This window comes from Paenibacillus sp. P13VS, from assembly GCF_015143645.1.
GTDB lineage: Bacteria > Bacillota > Bacilli > Paenibacillales > Paenibacillaceae > Paenibacillus > Paenibacillus xylanilyticus_A.
Genome location: NZ_WYEV01000006.1, coordinates 260,750 through 281,821, shown reverse-complemented (window position 1 = coordinate 281,821; position 21,072 = coordinate 260,750). Strand labels below are relative to the sequence as shown.

General features: G+C 49.8%; 21 protein-coding genes and 1 other annotated feature. Of the genes, 19 read left to right on the top strand and 2 right to left on the bottom strand.

From position 1 onward, the window contains the following. Nucleotides 1-160 precede the first annotated feature (160 nt). Nucleotides 161-1,234 carry a M42 family metallopeptidase gene (locus GUA98_RS17515; protein ID WP_154895081.1) on the bottom strand — a complete coding sequence of 358 codons (1,074 nt, stop codon included), beginning with the start codon at nucleotides 1,232-1,234 and terminating at the stop codon, nucleotides 161-163. A gap of 623 nt (nucleotides 1,235-1,857) precedes the next feature. Here GUA98_RS17515 and spoVAC point away from each other — a divergent pair. The 17 genes from spoVAC to leuS all read left to right on the top strand — a co-directional run bounded on the left by spoVAC (nucleotide 1,858) and on the right by leuS (nucleotide 18,719). Further along, nucleotides 1,858-2,364, top strand: a complete 507-nt coding sequence (gene spoVAC, locus GUA98_RS17510; protein ID WP_193723918.1) for a stage V sporulation protein AC — start codon at nucleotides 1,858-1,860, stop codon at nucleotides 2,362-2,364. Further along, nucleotides 2,361-3,377 carry a stage V sporulation protein AD gene (spoVAD, locus tag GUA98_RS17505; RefSeq protein WP_193723917.1) on the top strand — a complete coding sequence of 339 codons (1,017 nt, stop codon included), beginning with the start codon at nucleotides 2,361-2,363 and terminating at the stop codon, nucleotides 3,375-3,377. Before spoVAC ends, spoVAD begins: the two co-directional genes overlap by 4 nt. A 3-nt stretch (nucleotides 3,378-3,380) precedes the next feature. Further along, on the top strand, nucleotides 3,381-3,731 hold the full coding sequence (gene spoVAE / locus GUA98_RS17500; RefSeq protein ID WP_095289795.1) for a stage V sporulation protein AE: 351 nt from the start codon (nucleotides 3,381-3,383) through the stop codon (nucleotides 3,729-3,731). Between the two features lie 208 nt (nucleotides 3,732-3,939). Then, nucleotides 3,940-4,896, top strand: coding sequence for an AAA family ATPase (locus tag GUA98_RS17495; RefSeq protein WP_095289796.1), 957 nt, complete (start codon nucleotides 3,940-3,942; stop codon nucleotides 4,894-4,896). 3 nt (nucleotides 4,897-4,899) lie between these two features. Then, nucleotides 4,900-6,147: a DUF58 domain-containing protein gene (locus GUA98_RS17490; protein ID WP_193723916.1), complete on the top strand. Its 1,248-nt coding sequence runs from the start codon at nucleotides 4,900-4,902 to the stop codon at nucleotides 6,145-6,147. Continuing rightward, nucleotides 6,144-8,357: a DUF3488 and DUF4129 domain-containing transglutaminase family protein gene (locus GUA98_RS17485; protein WP_193723915.1), complete on the top strand. Its 2,214-nt coding sequence runs from the start codon at nucleotides 6,144-6,146 to the stop codon at nucleotides 8,355-8,357. The genes GUA98_RS17490 and GUA98_RS17485 overlap by 4 nt, the downstream gene beginning before the upstream one ends. Nucleotides 8,358-8,466: 109 nt before the next feature. Continuing rightward, the gene (locus GUA98_RS17480) at nucleotides 8,467-8,994 is read left to right on the top strand and encodes a YqeG family HAD IIIA-type phosphatase (protein ID WP_095359536.1); all 528 of its coding nucleotides are present in this window, start codon (nucleotides 8,467-8,469) and stop codon (nucleotides 8,992-8,994) included. Beyond that, entirely contained in the window at nucleotides 8,991-10,118 is a 1,128-nt protein-coding gene (gene yqeH / locus GUA98_RS17475; RefSeq protein WP_193723914.1) for a ribosome biogenesis GTPase YqeH, read from the top strand. The genes GUA98_RS17480 and yqeH overlap by 4 nt, the downstream gene beginning before the upstream one ends. A gap of 41 nt (nucleotides 10,119-10,159) precedes the next feature. Further along, the gene (gene aroE, locus GUA98_RS17470; protein WP_193723913.1) at nucleotides 10,160-11,029 is read left to right on the top strand and encodes a shikimate dehydrogenase; all 870 of its coding nucleotides are present in this window, start codon (nucleotides 10,160-10,162) and stop codon (nucleotides 11,027-11,029) included. An 84-nt stretch (nucleotides 11,030-11,113) separates the two neighbouring features. After that, complete coding sequence (gene yhbY / locus GUA98_RS17465; RefSeq protein WP_095289806.1) at nucleotides 11,114-11,404, top strand: ribosome assembly RNA-binding protein YhbY; 291 nt, start codon at nucleotides 11,114-11,116, stop codon at nucleotides 11,402-11,404. A 13-nt stretch (nucleotides 11,405-11,417) separates the two neighbouring features. After that, on the top strand, nucleotides 11,418-12,008 hold the full coding sequence (locus GUA98_RS17460; RefSeq protein WP_095289808.1) for a nicotinate-nucleotide adenylyltransferase: 591 nt from the start codon (nucleotides 11,418-11,420) through the stop codon (nucleotides 12,006-12,008). Continuing rightward, nucleotides 11,992-12,558, top strand: coding sequence for a bis(5'-nucleosyl)-tetraphosphatase (symmetrical) YqeK (gene yqeK / locus GUA98_RS17455; RefSeq protein WP_127537722.1), 567 nt, complete (start codon nucleotides 11,992-11,994; stop codon nucleotides 12,556-12,558). Before GUA98_RS17460 ends, yqeK begins: the two co-directional genes overlap by 17 nt. A 17-nt stretch (nucleotides 12,559-12,575) precedes the next feature. Then, nucleotides 12,576-12,923 (top strand): ribosome silencing factor, encoded by a 348-nt coding sequence (gene rsfS / locus GUA98_RS17450; RefSeq protein WP_095289811.1) that lies wholly within the window; start codon nucleotides 12,576-12,578, stop codon nucleotides 12,921-12,923. Beyond that, on the top strand, nucleotides 12,920-13,825 hold the full coding sequence (locus GUA98_RS17445) for a S1 RNA-binding domain-containing protein (RefSeq protein WP_153979485.1): 906 nt from the start codon (nucleotides 12,920-12,922) through the stop codon (nucleotides 13,823-13,825). Before rsfS ends, GUA98_RS17445 begins: the two co-directional genes overlap by 4 nt. Nucleotides 13,826-13,937: 112 nt before the next feature. After that, the gene (locus GUA98_RS17440; protein ID WP_153979484.1) at nucleotides 13,938-14,708 is read left to right on the top strand and encodes a class I SAM-dependent DNA methyltransferase; all 771 of its coding nucleotides are present in this window, start codon (nucleotides 13,938-13,940) and stop codon (nucleotides 14,706-14,708) included. A 178-nt stretch (nucleotides 14,709-14,886) separates the two neighbouring features. Further along, a complete protein-coding gene (locus GUA98_RS17435; RefSeq protein WP_193723912.1) occupies nucleotides 14,887-15,843 on the top strand; it encodes a phosphotransferase family protein in 957 nt (318 codons plus the stop codon). A gap of 94 nt (nucleotides 15,844-15,937) precedes the next feature. Continuing rightward, nucleotides 15,938-16,203, top strand: a binding site (T-box leader). A 71-nt stretch (nucleotides 16,204-16,274) separates the two neighbouring features. Then, complete coding sequence (gene leuS / locus GUA98_RS17430; protein ID WP_193723911.1) at nucleotides 16,275-18,719, top strand: leucine--tRNA ligase; 2,445 nt, start codon at nucleotides 16,275-16,277, stop codon at nucleotides 18,717-18,719. Here leuS and comER read toward each other — a convergent pair. Beyond that, nucleotides 18,700-19,545 (bottom strand): late competence protein ComER, encoded by an 846-nt coding sequence (gene comER, locus GUA98_RS17425; protein WP_193723910.1) that lies wholly within the window; start codon nucleotides 19,543-19,545, stop codon nucleotides 18,700-18,702. The genes leuS and comER overlap by 20 nt on opposite strands. 187 nt (nucleotides 19,546-19,732) lie before the next feature. On the opposite strand from comER, the gene GUA98_RS17420 reads away from it, so the two are divergent. Continuing rightward, on the top strand, nucleotides 19,733-20,320 hold the full coding sequence (locus tag GUA98_RS17420; protein WP_227779730.1) for a ComEA family DNA-binding protein: 588 nt from the start codon (nucleotides 19,733-19,735) through the stop codon (nucleotides 20,318-20,320). Nucleotides 20,321-20,427: 107 nt separating this feature from the next. Next, complete coding sequence (locus GUA98_RS17415; protein ID WP_095289821.1) at nucleotides 20,428-20,949, top strand: deoxycytidylate deaminase; 522 nt, start codon at nucleotides 20,428-20,430, stop codon at nucleotides 20,947-20,949. Nucleotides 20,950-21,072 lie beyond the last annotated feature (123 nt).

The window sequence follows — 21,072 nt, the reverse complement described above, 5'->3', positions numbered from 1 at the left end:
TTGTTCTCTTTCGTTGTTGTATCTTATGTGTTAATTCCTGTAATGTTCGAACTATTAATCTATTTTTACGCAAAAAAGAGACACACCAACAAAAGTCGGAATGCCTCTTTATCTGAAGGGAGGACAACGGAGTTTTTCAATCCTGTCACTCGCTCAGCATTTATGCATTTTCAATAATGGTGTTCATGGTCGTACGATCCAAACCCTTCACCAATTTGACAAGCAGTGCCTTCGCAGCATCATAGTCATCGGTGTGAATGATGGAAGATGAGGTATGGATGTAACGGGCACAGATCCCAATGACGGTTGAAGGTACGCCAATTCCGCTCAGATGAACTTGTCCTGCATCCGTGCCACCAGGTGAGATAAAGTACTGCATCTTGATCTGGTTTGAAGAAGCCGTATCCTGCACATATTCCACCATGCCGCGGTGAGTGAACATGCCTGGATCGAAAATACGAAGCAGAGCACCTTGCCCAATGTGTCCAAAGGACTGTTTGTCACCTGTCATGTCATTGGCCGCGCTGCAGTCCAGTGCGAAGAAGATGTCTGGTTCAATCAGATTGGCCGCTGTACGCGCACCGCGAAGCCCCAATTCCTCCTGAACGGTTGCGCCGCAATACAGCGTGTTTGGAAGCTTCTCTTGGTGGAGTGCCTCAACGAGCTCAAGGGCAAGTCCGACACCGTAGCGGTTATCCCAGGCTTTTGCCATGATTTTTTTGGGGTTCGCCATGGGTGTGAATTCACAGATCGGCACGATTTGCATGCCTGGGTGAATGCCCCAAGATTCGGCTTCCGCACGGTTATCCGCACCAATATCCAGATACATGTGATTCAGATCAACCGGTTTGCTCCGTTGAGACTCATCCAGCAGGTGAGTAGGCGTAGAGCCTACAACGCCCGTAATACGGCGATCCGGAGTGATGATCTGTAGGCGCTGGGACAGAACTGCCTGACTCCACCAGCCACCAAGCGGTCGGAATTTAACCATGCCCGTTTCCGTAATGCCTGTTGTCATGAAGCCCACTTCATCAAAGTGTCCGGCTACCATAACTTTCGGGCCTGATTCTTCACCTCGCAGTACACCGAAAAGGCTTCCCAGACGGTCCTGGACAAATTCCTCTGTATATTGGGAGAGCTGCTCCTTCATCCATCCGCGAAGCTCGCGCTCGAATCCGGAAGCGGAAGGGAATTCCGTTAACGTACGAAACATCTCCATTGTTTTTTCATTCATGTGTCGACAACTCCTCTGCTTGTATGTATGACAGTCTCGACAGAACGGCTGCGGACTGTTGTCCTCCATTCATAAAGGACATTATTAACCACTGGTCACATTATAGTATGAACCTTGCGCACCTAATTGTCCATGTCTGTGTCACGTATCGACCGGAGCGTTAGTACAATGAACATGAAGTGTTCTTTTGGAATGGGCTTTTCCCTCACGCCTTTCACAGCATGATTGAATATGCATGAGTTGAGATGCTCGTGCGTTCCCATAACCGGGATTTTTATTCGTTTGCTTGACGACAGGAAGGAGTTGGGACACCAGATGAAGCCACCACATGAAGGCAATGAAGATATCCTTTTTATCGTCCTTTTTATTTTGCTCGTCATCGTACTTCTTTATTTATAGGGAAATCCTTCAGTCCTGACTGTTGTGCGATTAGCTCAGCTTCTCTCTAATCCGGCGTATTGAATTTAAGCTGCCAAACCGTTCTCTCCCCAACTGGAAACAATTGATGCCATTCGCCGGATACATAACCTTCCCACGATTAACAAACAATGAACATAGGATTCCACAACGAGATGCAGCGACAAGCTGTGCGACCTATTCGATTTCTAAGGAGGTTCTGAATCTTGCCAGCTCAAACCAAAGGATCCGGTAACGGAAAAAAATCATCATCCCTGTCCATCAGCGAACAGGATTACAAGAAAGTAGCCAAAAAGCATGAGCCGGCTCGTCCGATCCTTGCGAATTGCATTAAGGCTTTCTTTGTCGGGGGATTCATTTGCATCATTGGACAGGCTATCCAGGAAGCATTCAAGGCAGGTTTCGATATGACTTCCAAAGAAGCGGCCAGTCCTACGGTTGCGGTCATGATCCTGATCTCGGTTATCCTCACCTGCCTTGGGGTGTACGATAAAATTGCCCAATGGGCAGGAGCAGGAACAGCGGTCCCGGTTACTGGCTTTGCCAACTCAATGTGCTCAGCAGCATTGGAGCACCGTGCGGAGGGACTTGTCCTTGGCGTTGGAGCCAACATGTTTAAGCTAGCCGGATCGGTTATCGTATTCGGCGTCGTAGCTGCCTTTATTATAGGTATCATTTACGCCTGCCTTGGATTAGGAGGTGGGCACCTATGAAGCTTGTCGGACGCCAAACCTGGCAGTTTGAGAATCGCCCTCGGATTATAGGCAGGGCTGCGGTTGTTGGGCCAGAGGAGGGAGCTGGACCACTGTCCGGCGATTTCGATTACGTCTATGACAATCTGGAGATTGGTGAGAAAACATGGGAAAAAGGGGAGCGCAAGCTGCTTGAACAAGCTACACAGCTGGCACTCATCAATGCAAACATCACAAAGGAAGAGCTGCAGTTTTTCATTGGTGGCGATCTCCTCAACCAGATCATCAGCAGTTCCTTTTCGGCTCGGAAACTGGGAACTCCTTACCTCGGTATATTTGGGGCTTGTTCGACTTCCATGGAGAGCCTTGCATTAGCCTCCCTGATTGTTGATTCAGGTGGGGGTGATTATGTCCTCGCCGGTACGGTCAGCCATAACTGCACAGTGGAGAAGCAGTTCCGCTACCCGACCGAGTATGGCTCCCAGAAACCTCCTTATGCACAGTACACCGTGACCGGATCCGGTTGCGGCGTAGTCTCCCGCACAGGGGAAGGCCCTGTTGTCACGCGGGCCACGATTGGACGGGTCATGGATCTTGGCATCAAGGATCCATTTAACATGGGGGCAGCCATGGCCCCAGCAGCAGCAGATACCATCGTATCTCATTTCCGGGATACAGGGCTTGAACCAGGGTATTACGATCTTATCGTCACTGGCGATTTGGCTTCGGTTGGACACCCCATTACAAAAGAACTGTTGCAAAAGGAAGGCATCCCCATGGAACAAACGACGTTTAATGACTGTGGACTCATGATTTACGATCGCGAGAAGCAGCCATTCGTTGTAGCAGGCGGCAGCGGCTGCGGCTGCTCAGCGACTGTAACGTATGGACATATATTGAACCGGATGCAAAAAGGCGATCTCAAACGGGTACTGGTTGTGGCCACGGGTGCACTGCTGTCACCGATTTCCTACCAGCAGGGCGAGAGCATCCCGTGTATTGCACACGCCGTAGCCATTGAAAAGGAGGGGTAAACGATGCAATTTTTATGGGCATTTATTGTTGGCGGACTGATCTGTGTGGTGGGTCAGCTGCTGATGGATGGCGTCAAGCTGACGCCGGCTCACACGATGAGTACACTCGTTGTGGCAGGGGCGGTTGCGGATGCGCTCGGATGGTATGATCCACTGGTTAAATTTGCAGGGGCTGGGGCATCCATCCCCATTACGAGTTTTGGCAATTCACTCGTGCACGGGGCATTGACCGAGCTTGAAAAGGTGGGATGGATCGGGGTTATTACCGGGATATTCGACTTGACGGCTGCAGGGATATCCGCGGCGATTATCTTCTCCTTTCTCGCGGCGCTGGTGGTTCGGCCGAAAGGCTGATAAGGCGCAGTCCAATGGTTTTAGCCATATATGTATACACGAAGAGGCTCCGGATGTTTAACATCCGGGGCTTTTTGTCGCAATCATGCGAGAATGGCGGCCAATCTGACGGCTGGAAACAAATTGTGATTCTCTTCGAGTGTACTCGCGCCCGTTGTTCATGTACAATAAAAGGAAATCTGTATGCTTTTTTAGGAGGTTAGACCACATGCCTGTGCGCAAAGAGTCGATCCAAATCATTTCAGCAGTTCGTTCTAATCTAGAATCTTGCATAATGGGGAAATCCTTTGAAATTCAACTTTTGCTCACAGCTTTGCTTGCAGGCGGACACGTTCTGATCGAAGACGTACCCGGAACAGGAAAGACACAGTTGATCAAAGCATTATCGAAATCCATGCGCGGAGAATACCGCCGCATTCAATGTAATCCAGATATTTTGCCAAGTGATATTACAGGTGTATCCGTATTCCACCCGCGTGACGAGCGCTTTTATTTCCGTCCGGGTCCGGTCATGACCAACATCCTTCTGGCGGATGAGATCAACAGGGCAACAACGAAGACCCAATCAGCCCTGCTTGAAGTCATGGAAGAACGCAGTGTAACGGTAGATGGTGATACCTATGATCTGCCGCACCCGTTCATGCTCTGTGCTACACAGAATCCAATCGATTTTGAGGGAACGTATACACTGCCGGAAGCACAGCTCGACCGGTTTATGCTGAAAATAAGTCTGGGTTATCCCGACAAGGATATTGAGAGAACTTTGCTGAAGCAGCATCAGTCAGGTCAGCCCGTGGACCGGCTGGAGTCCGTAACTCATATGGACCAGATATCGGCGATTCAGCAGGAAATCAAGGAGGTCTTCATCGGTGATCCGGTCATGGACTATCTGCTTGATGTCGTTCGCAATACACGTTCCCATCCGTCCGTGCTGCTGGGGGCCAGCCCGCGTGCAGCCATTTCTTTCATGATGGCAGTGAAGGCGTTTGCCTTCCTGCAGGAACGTGATTATGTGCTCCCGGATGACGTAAAGACGATGGCCCCGTACGTCCTTTCCCATCGGATTGTACTGCGTCCTGAAGCGAGACTGGACAGCATGAGCTCTGAAGCCGTACTGAATTCTGTACTTCAGCAGGTTCGTGTGCCCGTCTCCATGGGGCAATAATTCATGAAGCCGCTTTTGAGTAATGTCAGAAGAGGAATGCGCCACCCCCGCGTATGGAGTATCGCGGCGGTGTGGATTTGCTGCTTGGCCTATGTATTATTCCAGGGCGGGAAAACATCCATCATGCTGCTTTCGATGGTGACCCTCCTTTGTCTGTATCTGGCCATTGCCGGATTCAGTGGAGTAAGACGTGCACGCGGTGTAAGAATCCTATCATCGGGTCAGGACCATGAAGAGCTGCTGCATGCCGGTGACCAGGTTCAGGTGAAGCTCAGGCTGACCATCCCCGGATTTTTGCCGCTGCCTTACGTGGTTGTCCGTGAAATGCTGCATCGTCATAACGGGGAATCCTGGTCCTTCAGGGAGAGCCTGATTCCGAATATGCGAGGAAATGGAGAGCTGTCTTTTCAGACTCCGCCGCTGGAGCGCGGCAAATATGCATTTTCAGATACTGAATGTGCAAGCGAAGATATCTTTGGCCTGATTGAGCACCGTGGTACATTCAAGGCCCAAGGCGAGTTTAGGGTGCTACCTCGTACCGTATTCATACCGTACTGGCAGCTGTACGATCGCAAATCACGACTGTCTGGTCCACAAACCGCGCAGACGCGTTCCCGCAGGGAAACAACTCAAATCAACGGTGTTCGTGATTACGTGTATGGTGACAGGCTGTCCCGCATTCACTGGAATGCTACAGCCAAGACAGGGACATGGAAATCCAAGGAGTTTGAACATGAGTCGATACCCAAAACCATTTTGGTACTTGACGCTATGGCGGGCAGTTACGAGCAGGGGGAAACATTTGAGCTGGCGGTTTCCACGGCGGCATCGCTATTGGAGTATGGTACGAGAGAACGGATGGGTATGGGGCTGATGACGCTATCTGACCAACCGACGCTGCTTCCTCCAAGCGAAAGCCTGATGGACCGACAGAAGATGATGCATCATTTGGTGGATGTCCAGCATGATGGTCAGGACAAAAGACTGCTCCCTGGTATTGAGAAGCTTGCTCGTCAGCTGCCGCAGGGCGCTTACTTTGTAGTCATATCTCCCCAGAAGGATGAAAAGGTACTGGAACTGCTGCGGTGGGCTGATACGCGCGGGATGACACCGTGTCATATTATCCTTGATACCAAGGATTCTCGTCAGAGTGCCGAATGGGCCGCCATGCTGCGAGGGAGAGGCACCAGATCCTTTGTTGTTTCCCATCTGCAGGAACTTCCAACGGTTATGGGGGGAGGTTCTGTATGAGTACGAGTAGTAGAGAACAGTCGATGGGAAAAAGATCCTGGTACCATGCAGCGTCGCTGCTCTGGATTTTCCTGATTGGGATGCAGTGGATTTCGTTTACACAGGAATCCTGGTATACCGAGACGACATCGCTGGTATTATGGACGCTGGCTGCGGTCAGTGTACTGGAGATTATTTTACCTTTCAAAACAATATATCGTAACATCATCAAGGCCTTTGTTCTTATTTATATTTTGCATAAAACACTCATTGATTACTCTGTCTATATTCCTTACGGTACACTGAGCGACCGCACGGAGCAATTTTTGCTGCATTTGACCCCGTACATCTGGTTCTCCCTATGCGCATGGGTCATGCTCGAAGCAGCTCTACGTCTGGTGACGACAACACGCCGTATTCTTGTTTTTCTGGGTGTGAACATCGTTTCGATGGGGATCCTGGATTCCTTCACCCAGATTCCGCTCTGGATTGAAGTGGCCTGGGTCATGTTTGCCGGGATGGGGTGGCTCGTTTGCCAGCACTTCCGCAACTTCCAATTGAACTACCCACAGGGCTGGAAACGATTGCTCCGTTATCCGTACAAAATACTTGCCAACATCGCCATTATTTTTTCTCTGATTATTGTAGCGAGTGTTAACATGCCCGAAGTACCGCCAACGCTGACGGATCCTTATACGGCATGGCGTAACTATACCGGAAGCTCTACCAGTCAGACTGGCAACGGGACGCTGGACATTCCAAGTTCCACAGAGTCCGGATACAGCCGTGAAGATAACCAGCTGGGTGGTGGATTCAACTTTGATTACACACCAGTCATGTCGGTAACGACCAATGAACGGAGTTACTGGCGGGGTGAAACCCGGGAAGAGTACACCGGTACAGGGTGGGATGACCGCAGACGGGTGTCCTCGGAAGATGTAGAGATCGGACAAACCCTTGAGAATGAGGATGCGGGCAATGTAAATACCAAGCAAGTGACGCAAAAGGTAACCATGCTGAACGATAGTGTGTATCCAATCCTCTTTGGTGCGTATTCCATAACCGAAGTAAGTTCAGTCAATGGTGAGAACGAATCTGGCCGGATGCTGTGGAATGCGAATCAGGCAGAGCTGCACATTGTCACAGATCGGCAGCAGCCGCAATTTCCTAAAACGTATACGGTTGTATCCGAGGCACCAGTCATCGTGGAAGATGAGCTCCGCACCAAGACGTTTGATGATCTATATGGAAGCAATCCAGCAGACGACATGTACCTGCAGATGCCTTCCCGCTTCCCGGACCGGGTGACAGAGCTTGCGGCCGAAATAACGGCTTCGGCAAATACGCCGTATGAAAAAGTAGCATTACTGCAAAACTACTTACAACAAAACTTTAATTACACTAACAATCCCGATTTATCTCGTAAAGTAAGCAATGATTTTGTTGAAGGATTTTTGTTTGACATCCGTGAGGGGTACTGTGATTATTTCTCTACGGCGCTCGTCATGATGGCACGTTCGGAAGGTATTCCTGCCCGCTGGGTAAAAGGATATGCCCCGGGGCAAATGTCACTTAATTCCGACATGCAGGCTCCACGTCAGCCTGGTGCTGAGATCGAGACGACGTATACCGTGACCAATGCAGATGCCCATTCCTGGGCTGAGGTGTACTTTGGCGAATACGGATGGATTCCGGTTGAAGCGACTCCTGGCTTTGATATGCCTCTGTTGACGGAACAGCCTGATGTGCAGCCAGTAGACGAGCCTGAAGAACAACCCGAAGAAGAACAGGTTGTTGAAGAAGAGCAAGCACCTGCACCTGAACAAGCAGCATCCGGCATTCCCGCGTTTGTAATCTGGGCGGCGGTGGCTGTACTTGCCCTATGGGTTGCTTATATGTTCTGGCGGAATCGCTTCTCACTCCGTTTCTGGCTTCTGCGTCTGCGCACCGGCGGACCACTTACCCCCGAGCAGAAAGTTGTTGCAGAGACGGAACGCTGGATTCGCTATGTGAAACGAAAAGGATTGACCCGAAGCGGAGACGAGACCCTGCGCGAGTCCGTCAACCGGTGGAGTCAGGCCAAACCGGCTGCGGCAGCAACGCTGCAAGAACTGCTGGCGATGTTTGAACGCACGCGTTACAGCCCGGCTTCCGTTACTTCGGACGATTGGAAGGCAGTCTATGAGACAGCCTCGAAGCTGCGCAAGGAACTCAAAGCGGAACGGGCATAGAGGATGCCCGTCCCGTTTTTCCTTTTTCCCATACCAACAGGCACTGTATGCATTTTCAGGAAAGACGGATTTGTGATATAGTGTGTCGTATGAAACTGAGGTGACTTCTTTGTTTAAAATGTTAATGCCCAAGCTGCGAGTAGACACGGTTTTTGACATAAATCTGGAAGAGCTGTACGCTCAAGGCTACCGTGGAATTATAACTGATCTGGATAATACGCTTGTCGGTGCCAAAGCTCCTGATGCCACACCGGAACTGATTGAATGGTTTGCGCGTGTGAAAGAGGCGGGTTTCAAGCTGATGATCGTGTCCAATAACAATTTGAACCGTGTATCTTTGTTTGCGACTCCGCTGGATATCCAGTTTGTGCATAGTGCACGCAAACCATCGAATGCACCGTTTCGTAGAGCAATGAAGATGATGGAGCTTACTCCAGAAAAAACGATTGTTGTAGGCGATCAGATGCTTACGGATGTATATGGAGGCAACCGACTGGGACTTTATACGGTCTTGGTGCTGCCCATTTCCATCGGTGATGAAGGCTTCATGACCCGCTTCAATCGTCGCGTGGAACGGATTGCTCTAACCAGTTTGCGCAAGAAAGGCTTATGGCTCGAGGAGGAAAAGAAGAAATGACAGAAACGCATAACGGCAATTCTGCCGTAAGATGCAGTGGATGCGGAGTGCATCTGCAAACGGAAAATCCGGACAAACCGGGATTTATTCCGGAGAAGGCGCTGGATCGTGAACCGGTCATATGTCAGCGTTGTTTCCGAATCAAAAACTACAATGAGTCATCATCCGTCACGGTGGATCAGGACGAATTCCTGGCTCTTCTCAGCAAAATCGGGGATAAGGATGCACTTGTCATCCATATCGTTGATCTGTTTGACTTTGACGGCAGCATCATTTCCGGTCTGCAGCGTTTTGTAGGGAACAATCCGGTTCTGCTGGCTGTTAACAAAACGGACCTGCTTCCCAAGGTAACCAACTGGAACAAGGTTCGTAACTGGGTACAGAAGCAAGCTAAAGAGCAAGGTTTGCGTACGGTGGATATCGTGCTCTGCAGTGCCAAGCAAAATCAGGGATTTGATCGCCTGCTGGAGCTTGTTGGTACGTATCGCGAGGATCGTGACGTTTACGTGGTCGGCGGTACCAATGTAGGCAAATCAACGTTGATTAACCGTCTGATCCGCGACTACAGCGATTTGGAGCAGGAGCTGACAACCTCCCGTTATCCGGGAACGACGCTGGATATGGTCAATATTCCACTGGATGATGGCAAATTTATTATTGATACGCCGGGAATCATGTATCCATGGCGTTTCAGTGAGATCGTATCACGCAAGGATCTGTCAGCCATCATGCCGGACAAACCGCTTAAACCGGCGGTGTATCAATTGAATGCCGGACAGACGCTGTTCTTTGGTGCCATGGCTCGTTTTGATTTCATTGAAGGTGATCGCCAGTCCTTCACTTGTTATACAAGCAATGCAATCGATATTCACCGGACGAAGCTGGAGCGTGCAGACGATCTGTATCGTGACCACGCCGGAGAACTGCTGTCCCCGCCAAGCCGGGAGGATGCAGCGGACATGCCTGAATGGACACGGCATGAGTTCCGTATCAAACGTGGTAGCCAGTCCGATGTGTTTATATCCGGTCTGGGCTGGATCAAGGTCAATGGTGACAATGGAGCGCTTGTCGCTGTACATGCACCAAAAGGTATTCGAGTGCTGGTTCGTCCATCTTTGATCTAGTTATATGGCAAAATGATTCTCAATAGATCGGGGGCGGACGCATGTCAGAACAAAAGAATACCTGTACTTCACTTCCTGTTTTGCTTGGCGTTTTTGGGGATCCGATTGGACATTCCAAGTCACCTGCCATGCATAATGCGGCTCTGGCGACAGCGGGTGTGAACGGATTGTATATGCCGCTTCATGTTCGTCCAGAGCAGCTGGAAGCAGCTGTTAAAGGCATTGTTGCCTTGGGATATCGGGGTGTTAATGTAACGATCCCTCACAAAGAAGAAGTCATGAAATACCTCGATGTCATTGATGATAGTGCGCGGCTGATTGGTGCGGTGAACACGATTGTCAACGATAATGGTAAACTGACTGGGTACAATACCGATGGTATTGGTTATGTTCGTTCGTTGAAGGAAGAAGCAGTACCGGAACTCGCAGGCAAGAAGATTGCAGTTCTTGGGGCAGGAGGCGCTGCAAGAGGCGTCATCTATGCTCTGGCACTGGAGAAGCCGGAACGGATTAGCATCCTGAATCGTACAGGTGAGAGAGCAGAGGCTCTTGCCTCCGATTTGAGAGGGCACGGATTGGGTAACATCACTGGCAGCGGCATGGAAGAAGCGGCAGCAGTGTTAGCCTCGGCTGATATCGTGATTAACACTACGGCGGTAGGCATGCATCCGCATATCGATGATGTACCGGTGAATCCGGAGTTGATTCGGGAAGGTGCGGCCGTGAGTGACTTAATCTATAATCCGCTGGAGACACGCTTGCTGCGAGAAGCACGTTTGCGTGGATGCGTTGTGCACGGCGGCCTAGGCATGTTTGTGTATCAGGGCGCGGTCGCATTTGAACACTGGCTCGGCATTCCTGCGCCAGTTGAGACCATGAGACGCGCTGTATTGGATAGTTTTAATAAGTGAAAAATATCATTGAACGGTCAGGCAACAGACAGACGTAAAACGCTGTTACAGTGCCTGCCGGGCATAAGGAGTTATGGAGTAATTATGTTAAACGGTAAACAAAAGCGCTTTTTGCGCTCACAAGCACATCATCTGACCCCTGTATTTCAGATCGGCAAAGGGGGCACCAATGATCATCTGTTCCGTCATATCGAAGAGGCAATTGAGAAACGCGAACTGATGAAAGTGCAAGTGTTGAACAACTGTCTGGATGACAAAAACGAAATCGCTGAAGAAGTAGCTCGGGAAACCGGCAGCGAACTGGTGCAGATTATCGGAAGCACCATCATCCTGTACAAGGAATCACGCGACAACAAACAAATCGAACTTCCTTAGGACGGTGACACGGGTGAAGATTGGCATCATGGGCGGGACGTTTGATCCGATCCACATGGGACATCTGCTCGCAGCCGAAGCTGCAAGAGATTCACATGCCCTGGATGAGATCTGGTTTATGCCTTCCCATGTTCCGCCCCATAAACGCGGAGCTGGAGCTTCGGGACAGCAGCGCCTGGATATGACTGAGGCTGCGGTACAAGGTGTAGAACAGTATGAAGTGCTGGGCATCGAAATGGAGCTCGGCGGGGTGTCCTATACGATCGATACGATGAAGGAACTGTGGCGCCGTTATCCGGAGCATGAATTTTATTTTATTATCGGAGCGGACATGGTGAACTATCTTCCGAAGTGGGAACAGATTGAAGAACTGGCTGCGAAATTAACCTTTATTGGTGTGGGGCGGCCAGGATTTCAGCTGCATCTGGATGACCTGCCGGAGGAACTGCAGGACAGCGTGCTGCTGGCCGAGATGCCTCTGGTGGATATTTCATCCACGGCTGTTCGCAGAAGACTAGCTAAGGGGCATTCGGTACGGTTCATGATCCCTGATGCAGTTCATCAATATATTGTAAGGAGCGGTTTATATGGGGCTAAGCCGTGAAGAATTAATTAAGGCCGTTTCCGGTCAGATGCCGGAGAAGCGCTGGAAGCATACGCTTGGCGTAATGGAAAAGGCCGTCCAGTTGGCAGAGAAGTATGGGGCGGATCCGGTCAAAGCCGACCTCGCAGCCATACTGCATGACGTGGCCAAGTACTGGCCTGTATCCGAGATGGAAGCGGTCATCCGTGAAAACGGATTAAACGAAGAACTTTTACAGCATGACAAGCAGCTCTGGCACTCTGAAGTAGGTGCTTTTGTGGCACAGCGCGATTATGGTGTTGATGATCCGGAAATCATTAACGCAATCCGCTGGCATACTTCCGGGCGTGTAGGTATGAGTCTGCTTGATAAGGTTGTATGTCTTGCTGACTATATTGAACCGGGAAGAGATTTCCCAGGTGTAGATCACATTCGTGAGCAGGCAGAGCGCAGCTTGGAAGAGGGACTGATTGCCGGTTTTGATTCCACGATCAGCTTGCTGATCTCGCAGCGCCGCGTCATTTATCCGCTAACGATGTTGTCGCGGAATGATCTGATTGCACACTTATAAAATATGGAGGTTGGTTCATGACAGTATCATCGAAAGAACTTATGAATATGGCGGTAACCGCCGCTGACGATAAAAAGGCATCGAACATTGTAGCACTGGACCTGAAAGGCATCTCTCTGGTTGCAGACTACTTCGTAATCTGTCACGGTAATTCCGATACACAGGTACAGTCCATTGCAACCGAAATTCGCAAACAGGCACATGCAGCTGGCGTTAACATTAAAGGAATCGAGGGCATGGATTCCGCACGTTGGGTGCTGATGGATATGGGCGACGTGGTTGTGCATATTTTCCATCGTGATGAGCGCGAATATTACAACATTGAACGGCTATGGTCTGACGCCAAAGTGGTGGAAACGGTATGAGTTTGATTGCAGGCACGGTCGTCTCCCTGCCCGTTGATCGTGAAGTATCGCCTTTTGGCTACTTTTTGACGACAGGATCGGAGGATGTACTGCTTCACTATACGGAACTCACACGGGATGTCAAAATCGGGGAGACGCTCGAGGTCTTTTTGTTCTTTGATACAGAGGACCGTTTGGCAGCAACCATGAAAAAACCATATCTTACTCTTGGCGAAATGGCCCGACTGGTTGTGGCAGATATACACCCACGCCTTGGTTGTTTCCTTGAGATGGGCCTTGGACGGCAGCTGCTGCTCCCTATCCGTGAATTGCCCGAATTGGAAGAACTGCGCCCACACGTGGGCGATGAAGTTTTTGTTATTATGGAACATGACAAGCAGGGACGTCTTCGCGCCAAATTGGCCGGGGAACGTGAGCTTGCTCCTCTGGCGTTCCACGCCCCAACATCATGGTTGAACGAATGGGTGGAAGCTACGGTGTACAAACCTTTGCAGATGGGTACTTTTGTGCTTGTAGAAGGCGGAGTACTTGGCTTCGGTGCTATCGGCATGATCCATTCATCGGAGCGCAACAGAATGCTGCGGCTGGGTGAAAAGGTGAAATGTCGGGTAACGCTGGTTCGTGAAGACGGGCGTGTAAACCTGGCCATGTCCCCTCGCAAAGAGGTGGGCCGTAACGAAGATGCGGACAAACTTCTTGCGTTTATGAAAGAGCGCCCTATGGGCGGTATGCCTTATTCGGATGCCACTCCACCGGATATCATCAAGCAGCGCTTTGGAATCAGCAAGTCTGCTTTTAAGCGTGCCTTGGGCAAGCTGATGAAAGACGGACTGGTGACGCAGAAGGAAAACTGGACGTATTTGACGGAGTCAGCTCCGAAAGATTCAGATGAAAACAAGTAATCGTTAACGACATATTGGAACGAAGGAAGGCAGGGCAAGGCTGGGTGAACTCCGGACGCCCCTGCTTTTTCTTTTGGAATCGGAAAATGAAATTGAAAGTGCGGTGCCTGACATGTCTTACCGTAAATTTGCTTATGTGTACGATGAATTAATGGAAGATATGCCTTATCCGGACTGGATAAGGTTTGCAAGAACAGCGTGGGAGCAGCACGGCATGCCGAAGAGTGTGGCCGAGCTTGGATGTGGAACAGGGTCCATTACGATCCCACTGGTCAACTCGGGGTTTGAAGTGACGGGCATTGATCTGTCTGCGGATATGTTATCTGTGGCGCGAAGCAAAATGGAGGGAACTCCTCAAGGTCATCGATTGTATCGTGAAGGCAGTGTCCGCTGGGTTCAGCAGGATATGCGGGATTGGAGAGTACCCGAACCGGTGGATTCAGTAATCTCCTTCTGTGACTGCATTAATTATTTGCTGGAAAAGGAAGATGTTATTCGTACGTTCCAGCGTACCTACGAGATGCTGAAGCCGGAAGGCACATTCCTGTTTGATGTACACCATCCAGACACCTTGATTCGCTATGAAGAAGAGCAGCCTTTTGTCCTGGATGAACGCTCCGTATCCTATATCTGGACCTGCGACATGGATCGTGAACGGTGTGAGATTGAGCATCATCTCAGCATTTTCTCCCGGGTGGATGACGGCGGCAGGGACATGTACCAGCGTTTCGAAGAGGTTCACGTTCAGCGTGCGTACGATCCGGACTGGATGAAGCTGGAACTGACCAAAGCTGGATTCAGGAATGTCCGTGTATATGCTGATTTCACATGGAAAGAAGCTGGGGAAGGCGCGCAGCGGCTATTTTACGTCGCGGTGAAATAGAATTGCAGATAGGGAACCGTCCTTGCAACAGTGAGGGCGGTTTTTTCCTGTTTTTATGATGAAATGCATTGCCAGCACCAGTGAAGAGAGCCATAATGGACGAAGGTGGAAAACGTGGAAAACGCTTACCCGATCTTGATGAATAGAATTCGTATTTATAAAAAAAGGTGGTGCAGAAGTGGAAAGTACATACAAAACAAGGCTGACTTCAGAACAGCTGAATGCAATTGCCAAGCAACATTTTAATACAGGCATCCTGGAATATAGGGAAATGATTGACGGATGGGCCAACCATGCTTATTATATCTCGCTCGGCAACGGGCAAGAGGTGGTGCTCAAAATCGCTCCTTCCAAGGTTGGTAAACCATTGCGTTGTGAGCAGGATCTCCTGATGGCAGAAGTTCAGGCACTGCGTCTTGTGGGAGAGCTTCGAGATGTACCGGTCCCCCGTGTATTGGCGTGGGATACCACATGCAGTCTTGCTCCGGCGGAGTATTTTATGATGGAATATATGTCTGGCACGCCTTACAACAAGGTCAAAGATCAGTATAGTGCAGCAGAGCAGGCAGAGATTGAAGAGCAGCTTGGTGCATTCAATCGCCGGATCAACGAGATCAGAGGTGAAAAGTTTGGCTATTTTTCAGAAAAGAAACCAAAGTATAACACCTGGAAGGAAGCATTTTTGAGTCTGATGGATGATCTGCTGACCGACGGAAGAGAGGCTGGCGTAAAACTTCCTATGGATTATGATGAGCTTGCCCAATTGATTAGGGAGAAATCGGATGTGCTGAGCGATGTCAACGAGCCGGTACTCATTCACTGGGATCTGTGGGATGGCAATGTATTTGTGGAACAGGGGCGGATTACAGCCATTATTGATTTTGAGCGCTGCCTATGGGCGGATCCCCTGATGGAGCACTACTTCAGTCATTTTAATTATACAAAAGGGTTTGTGAAAGGTTACGGTAGGGCCATCACAACGGAGAGTGAACGAAAACGAAGAAGCTTGTACGATCTGTATTTCGATCTGATCCTGTGGATTGAATGCGAATATCGTCAATATGATAACCAGGAACACATTCAGTGGGCAATTCATAACTTGGAAGAAGGAATCGAGCGATTTCGAATGTCCTAGCCCGAATGGGGAAGAACTGCATTATTTATAGCAACAAACCAAGCAATATTGACTTTAGTCGTGCTTTTTTATATAATGGTCCCGATATTGTATACATATTTCGATGATAAGGAACAGTAGTGAGTCCTGTACATGACAGAGAGTCGGCGGTTGGTGCAAGCCGATTGACAGTATTTCACGAACTCGCCTTGGAGAAATGCGGTGATTACACCATCCTGTGCTTGAATGTCTGGCATTTCGTTCAGGAATGGAAATCCGCATCGGTTAACCGCCGTTACAGGTCCAAAGGGAGTGGATGACGAAGCACGTTCGTCCGCTAACTAGGGTGGTACCACGGGAATTCAACCTCTCGTCCCTAGCGCTGCAAACGCTATGGATGCTGAGGTTTTTTTGTTGCAATAAAAGTGAATAACCAAGAGGAGGAACAATAGATGAGTGAAAATCACCAGCCGAAGCACGGCTATCAGCCGCAGGTAATGGAGAAAAGTTGGCAGCAGTATTGGGATGAGAACAAAACGTTTAAAACAGGTGAAGACCCGGGTAAACCGAAGTTTTATGCACTCGACATGTTCCCCTATCCATCCGGTTCAGGTCTGCACGTAGGTCACCCGGAAGGGTATACGGCAACGGACATCGTTTCCCGTTACAAACGTATGCGTGGTTATAATGTGCTTCATCCAATGGGCTGGGATGCTTTCGGTTTGCCTGCTGAGCAGCACGCTCTGGACACGGGCGAGCACCCACGGGAAATTACATTCCGCAACATCGACAATTTCCGTCGTCAAATCAAGTCTCTTGGTTTCTCTTACGACTGGGATCGTGAGATCAGCACAACAGACCCTGAATACTATAAATGGACACAATGGATCTTCATCCAGCTGTACAATAAAGGCTTGGCATACGTAGATGAAGTGCCGGTTAACTGGTGTGAAGCGCTGGGTACGGTACTGGCTAACGAAGAGGTTATTGACGGCAAAAGTGAGCGCGGTGGTCATCCGGTTGTACGCAAACCGATGCGTCAATGGGTACTGAAAATCACGGAATATGCAGAGCGCTTGCTGGAAGATCTGGAAGAGCTGGATTGGTCCGAGAGCATCAAGGATATGCAGCGCAACTGGATTGGCAAATCCACAGGTGCAGAGGTTGTATTTGCCATTGAGGGCAGTGAAGAAGTTATTAAAGTGTTTACAACACGTGCGGATACTCTGTTCGGTGCAAGCTTTGCCGTTCTTGCTCCTGAGCATGAATTGGTCGATGCAATTACGACAGCGGAACAGCGTGAAGCCATTAAGGCTTACCAGGAGCAGGCCGCTCGCAAGAGTGATCTGGAACGTACGGATCTGGCCAAAGAAAAAACCGGCGTATTCACTGGTGCCTATGCGATCAATCCGGTTAATGGTGCAAAGCTGCCTATCTGGATTGCGGATTATGTGCTCGCTGGATACGGTACAGGAGCGGTTATGGCAGTTCCGGGTCATGATGGACGGGACTGGGAATTTGCGAAGCAGTTCGGTCTGGACATCATTGAAGTTATCCAGGGTGGGGACGTAACACAAGAGGCATATGCTGGTGACGGACCGCATGTGAACTCCGACTTCCTGAACGGACTGAATAACGAAGAAGCGATTGCGAAAATGATCGCATGGTTGGAAGAGAATGGTAAGGGGCAAGGGAAAACAACGTATCGCCTGCGCGATTGGTTGTTCAGTCGCCAGCGTTACTGGGGTGAGCCGATTCCAATTCTGCACCTGGAAGATGGAACAATGAAGACGGTACCGGAAGATCAACTTCCTTTGCTGCTGCCGGATATCGACCAGATCAAACCTTCAGGTACTGGGGAGTCTCCACTGGCGAACGTAACGGAGTGGGTAAATACGGTGGACCCGGAAACGGGAATGAAAGCCCGCCGCGAGACCAATACGATGCCACAATGGGCGGGAAGCTGCTGGTACTATCTGCGCTTTATCGATCCACACAACGACAAAGAGCTGATCTCCCAGGAGAAACAGCAGCAGTGGCTGCCGGTTGACCTGTATATCGGGGGAGCCGAGCATGCCGTGCTTCACCTGCTGTATGCTCGTTTCTGGCACAAGGTGTTGTATGATCTGGGCGTGGTGAATACCAAGGAGCCATTCCACAAACTGGTGAACCAGGGTATGATTCTGGGAACCAATAACGAGAAAATGAGTAAATCCCGTGGTAATGTCATTAATCCGGATGAAATTGTAAATGAATTCGGAGCCGATACATTGCGTCTCTATGAGATGTTTATGGGACCACTGGAAGCTACAAAACCGTGGAATGCTAACGGGGTAGAGGGTATGTACCGCTTCCTGTCACGCGTATGGCGTCTCTTCATCAACGAGGATACTGGAGCAATCAACGACAAGATCACTGTGGATGGCGGAACGGAAGAATTCAAACGCACAGCTCACAAAACGATCAAAAAAGTTACGGATGATCTGGAACATCTGCGTTTCAACACAGCGATCAGCCAGTTGATGATCTTCATCAACGATGCTTACAAAGCCGATACATTGCCACGTGAAGCGATGGAAAACTTTGTACAGCTCTTGTCCCCACTGGCACCGCACATGGCGGAAGAATTGTGGAGCCGTCTTGGACACGAAGGAGGAATCTCCTACGTAGCTTGGCCGGAGTATGATGAATCCATGACAGTAGATGCTGAAGTGGAGATTGTTGTACAGGTCAACGGCAAAATCGTAACTCGTGCAACGATTGCCAAAGATCTCGATGCACAAGGCATGCAGGACTTTACAATGGAACTGGCACCTGTCAAACAGGCTCTGGAAGGCAAGACCATTCGCAAGGTCATTGCCGTTCCAGGCAAACTTGTTAATATTGTTGCCGGTTAATTTCACCGGCTCTAAATACTTCATCCAGCTTCAACAAGTCCTCTTCGTACTTGTCGTGGGTTGTATGGATTAGGCTGTCGAATACACCGTCCAGGCTGTTTTTCATTAAAGCAAGTGCCTGGGCGGTAATGCCACCGGGAACGGCAACGCGAGCCTGGAGCTCTTGGGGGGTATATCCTCCTTCCGTCAGCAGCTTGCCTGTTCCGAGGAGCATTTCACCTGCAAGAGCGCAGGCGTCTGCGCGTTTGATCCCTGTTAGTTTGACGGCACTCTCGATCCATTGTTCCAGGAAGAAGGATATGAATGCAGGTCCGCAGCTCGAAAAATCGGATGTGATCCGGGTGCAGGCTTCATCGACTTGGTAAGGTCTGCTGAAGTGACTGAGAAGTCCCTCCAGAACGGATCGGTCTTCAGTGGTCATGCGTTCGCCATGAATGCACAGGGATGCTCCGCTGCCAACCTGGTGCGTAACGCTGGGGATAACTTTGGAGACTTTGCAAGGAAGTGAAGATTCCAGATGACGCAGCTGCACGGGACTGGTAATCGAGACGATGATATGATTGGGATTTACAACAGGCAGAATGTCGTCAATAACATGCTTGAATTCGAGTGGTTTCACGCATAGAAATATGATGTTGCTTCGGATGACAGTTTCCCGATTGCTCTGTGATTCATGCAGTCCGGGATAACGGAGGGATAACTGACGCACTTTGGAAGGGGTCCGATTGCTTGCGGCGATCTGCCGGGGCTCGAGTGCTCCGGATTGAATCAAGGCATAGATCAGCAGGCTTCCCATGCTGCCGGTTCCGATAAATCCAACCTTCATTGTTTCAGGCCTCCTTTCATGCTTTACGGTACTGGCGCAGTTCGTTCCTTCTAGTCTATGCACCAGGACTTGTATGACATGACATGAAAAAAGCAAAGCTTTGATTTCACCAGCAGCATTCAACGGTTCGGAAGCACCGCCCGTGTTCAGAATAATTTATTTTGAAGACAGGGAGAGGTGTGGAAGCATGAAATGGAAACAGGGAGCAGCCATTGCTGCTGCGGTGATAGGAAGTATATTCATATTATGGTCGGGCAAAAGTGAACAGCCGCCTTCTGGCTGGGAACCCATGCAGCTCGGCACCGAGACGCCGACGAAAGAGCAGGATCCCTCTGCTGTGCAGTCGGCTGTTTTGGGTCAAGGCGAAGTAAAGGTTACTGCTGATGATAACGCCAAGAAGGCTGCTGATGGCGCTGATTCGAAGGGAACTGAACAGGCAGAACTTGTCGTTGAAGAGACCGGTTCAACTCGCGCGTCAAACGAACCGGAGGCTGCTACGTCAACGGCAGTGGCGGCACCTGCTGCGGAAGCTGGACAACAAAATATCCAAACGGCTCAGCCGGTACAGGATATCGATAATGGTAAAATTGATGTTAATACCGCATCTGCTTCCAAACTGACGGAGCTTCCGGGCATAGGGGAGAAAAAAGCCCAGGCCATCATCGACTATCGAAATGCCCATGGTCCATTCACCAAAGTGAGTGATCTGACAAAGGTCAAGGGAATTGGGATGAAAATGTTGGAGAAAATGGCCCCCTATGTTCAGATCCGATAATGGCCGTAATAAAATGATTACGAGCAGTAAACCAAAGTTTTCTTATGTTAATTAAAATTTGCATTGCACAAAGTGTAACTTATTAACGAACGGGAGAGGAAACGAACATGAGTACAGCAGACGTACGCAAAGATTGGGATACTTATTTCATGGACATCGCTTATATGGTCTCAACCCGTTCCCGCTGTTCGCGGCGCCATGTGGGGGCCGTGCTGGTTCAAGGTAAAAAATTGCTTGGAACAGCGTATAACGGTGCACCCATGGGCGTTCCCGATTGTTCCGAAGCCGGATGCATGATTTCTGAAGAGTATGAGCTTGTGGTAACGGATGGTCAGGAGGAAATGATCAAAAAGCAGCGGTGTATACGGACGATACATGCGGAGCAAAATTTGCTTTTGTTCACCGATCGGAATGACCGTGAAGGGTCTTCCGTGTACGTGACGGATGAACCTTGCTGGACGTGCTCCAATATGCTGGCGAACAGCGGCATCACGGAGATTGTTTTTCACCGCCCTTATCCGAAGGATACAGGCAAAGTGACACGCATGATGGCTCAGAAGGGTATAACGTTCCGCAGGTTGGAGAATTACCAGCCGCCGCGTGAAACCATGATGACGATTAGTGATTGAAGATGATCTAATGCGACTGAATATTCATAAACACAGGCAGGATCTCTTTTGAAAAAAAGGATATTGCTCAGAGCATTGATGGGGAAGAACCCCCGGTTTAGCTGGTTCAGCTGCCGGGGGTTC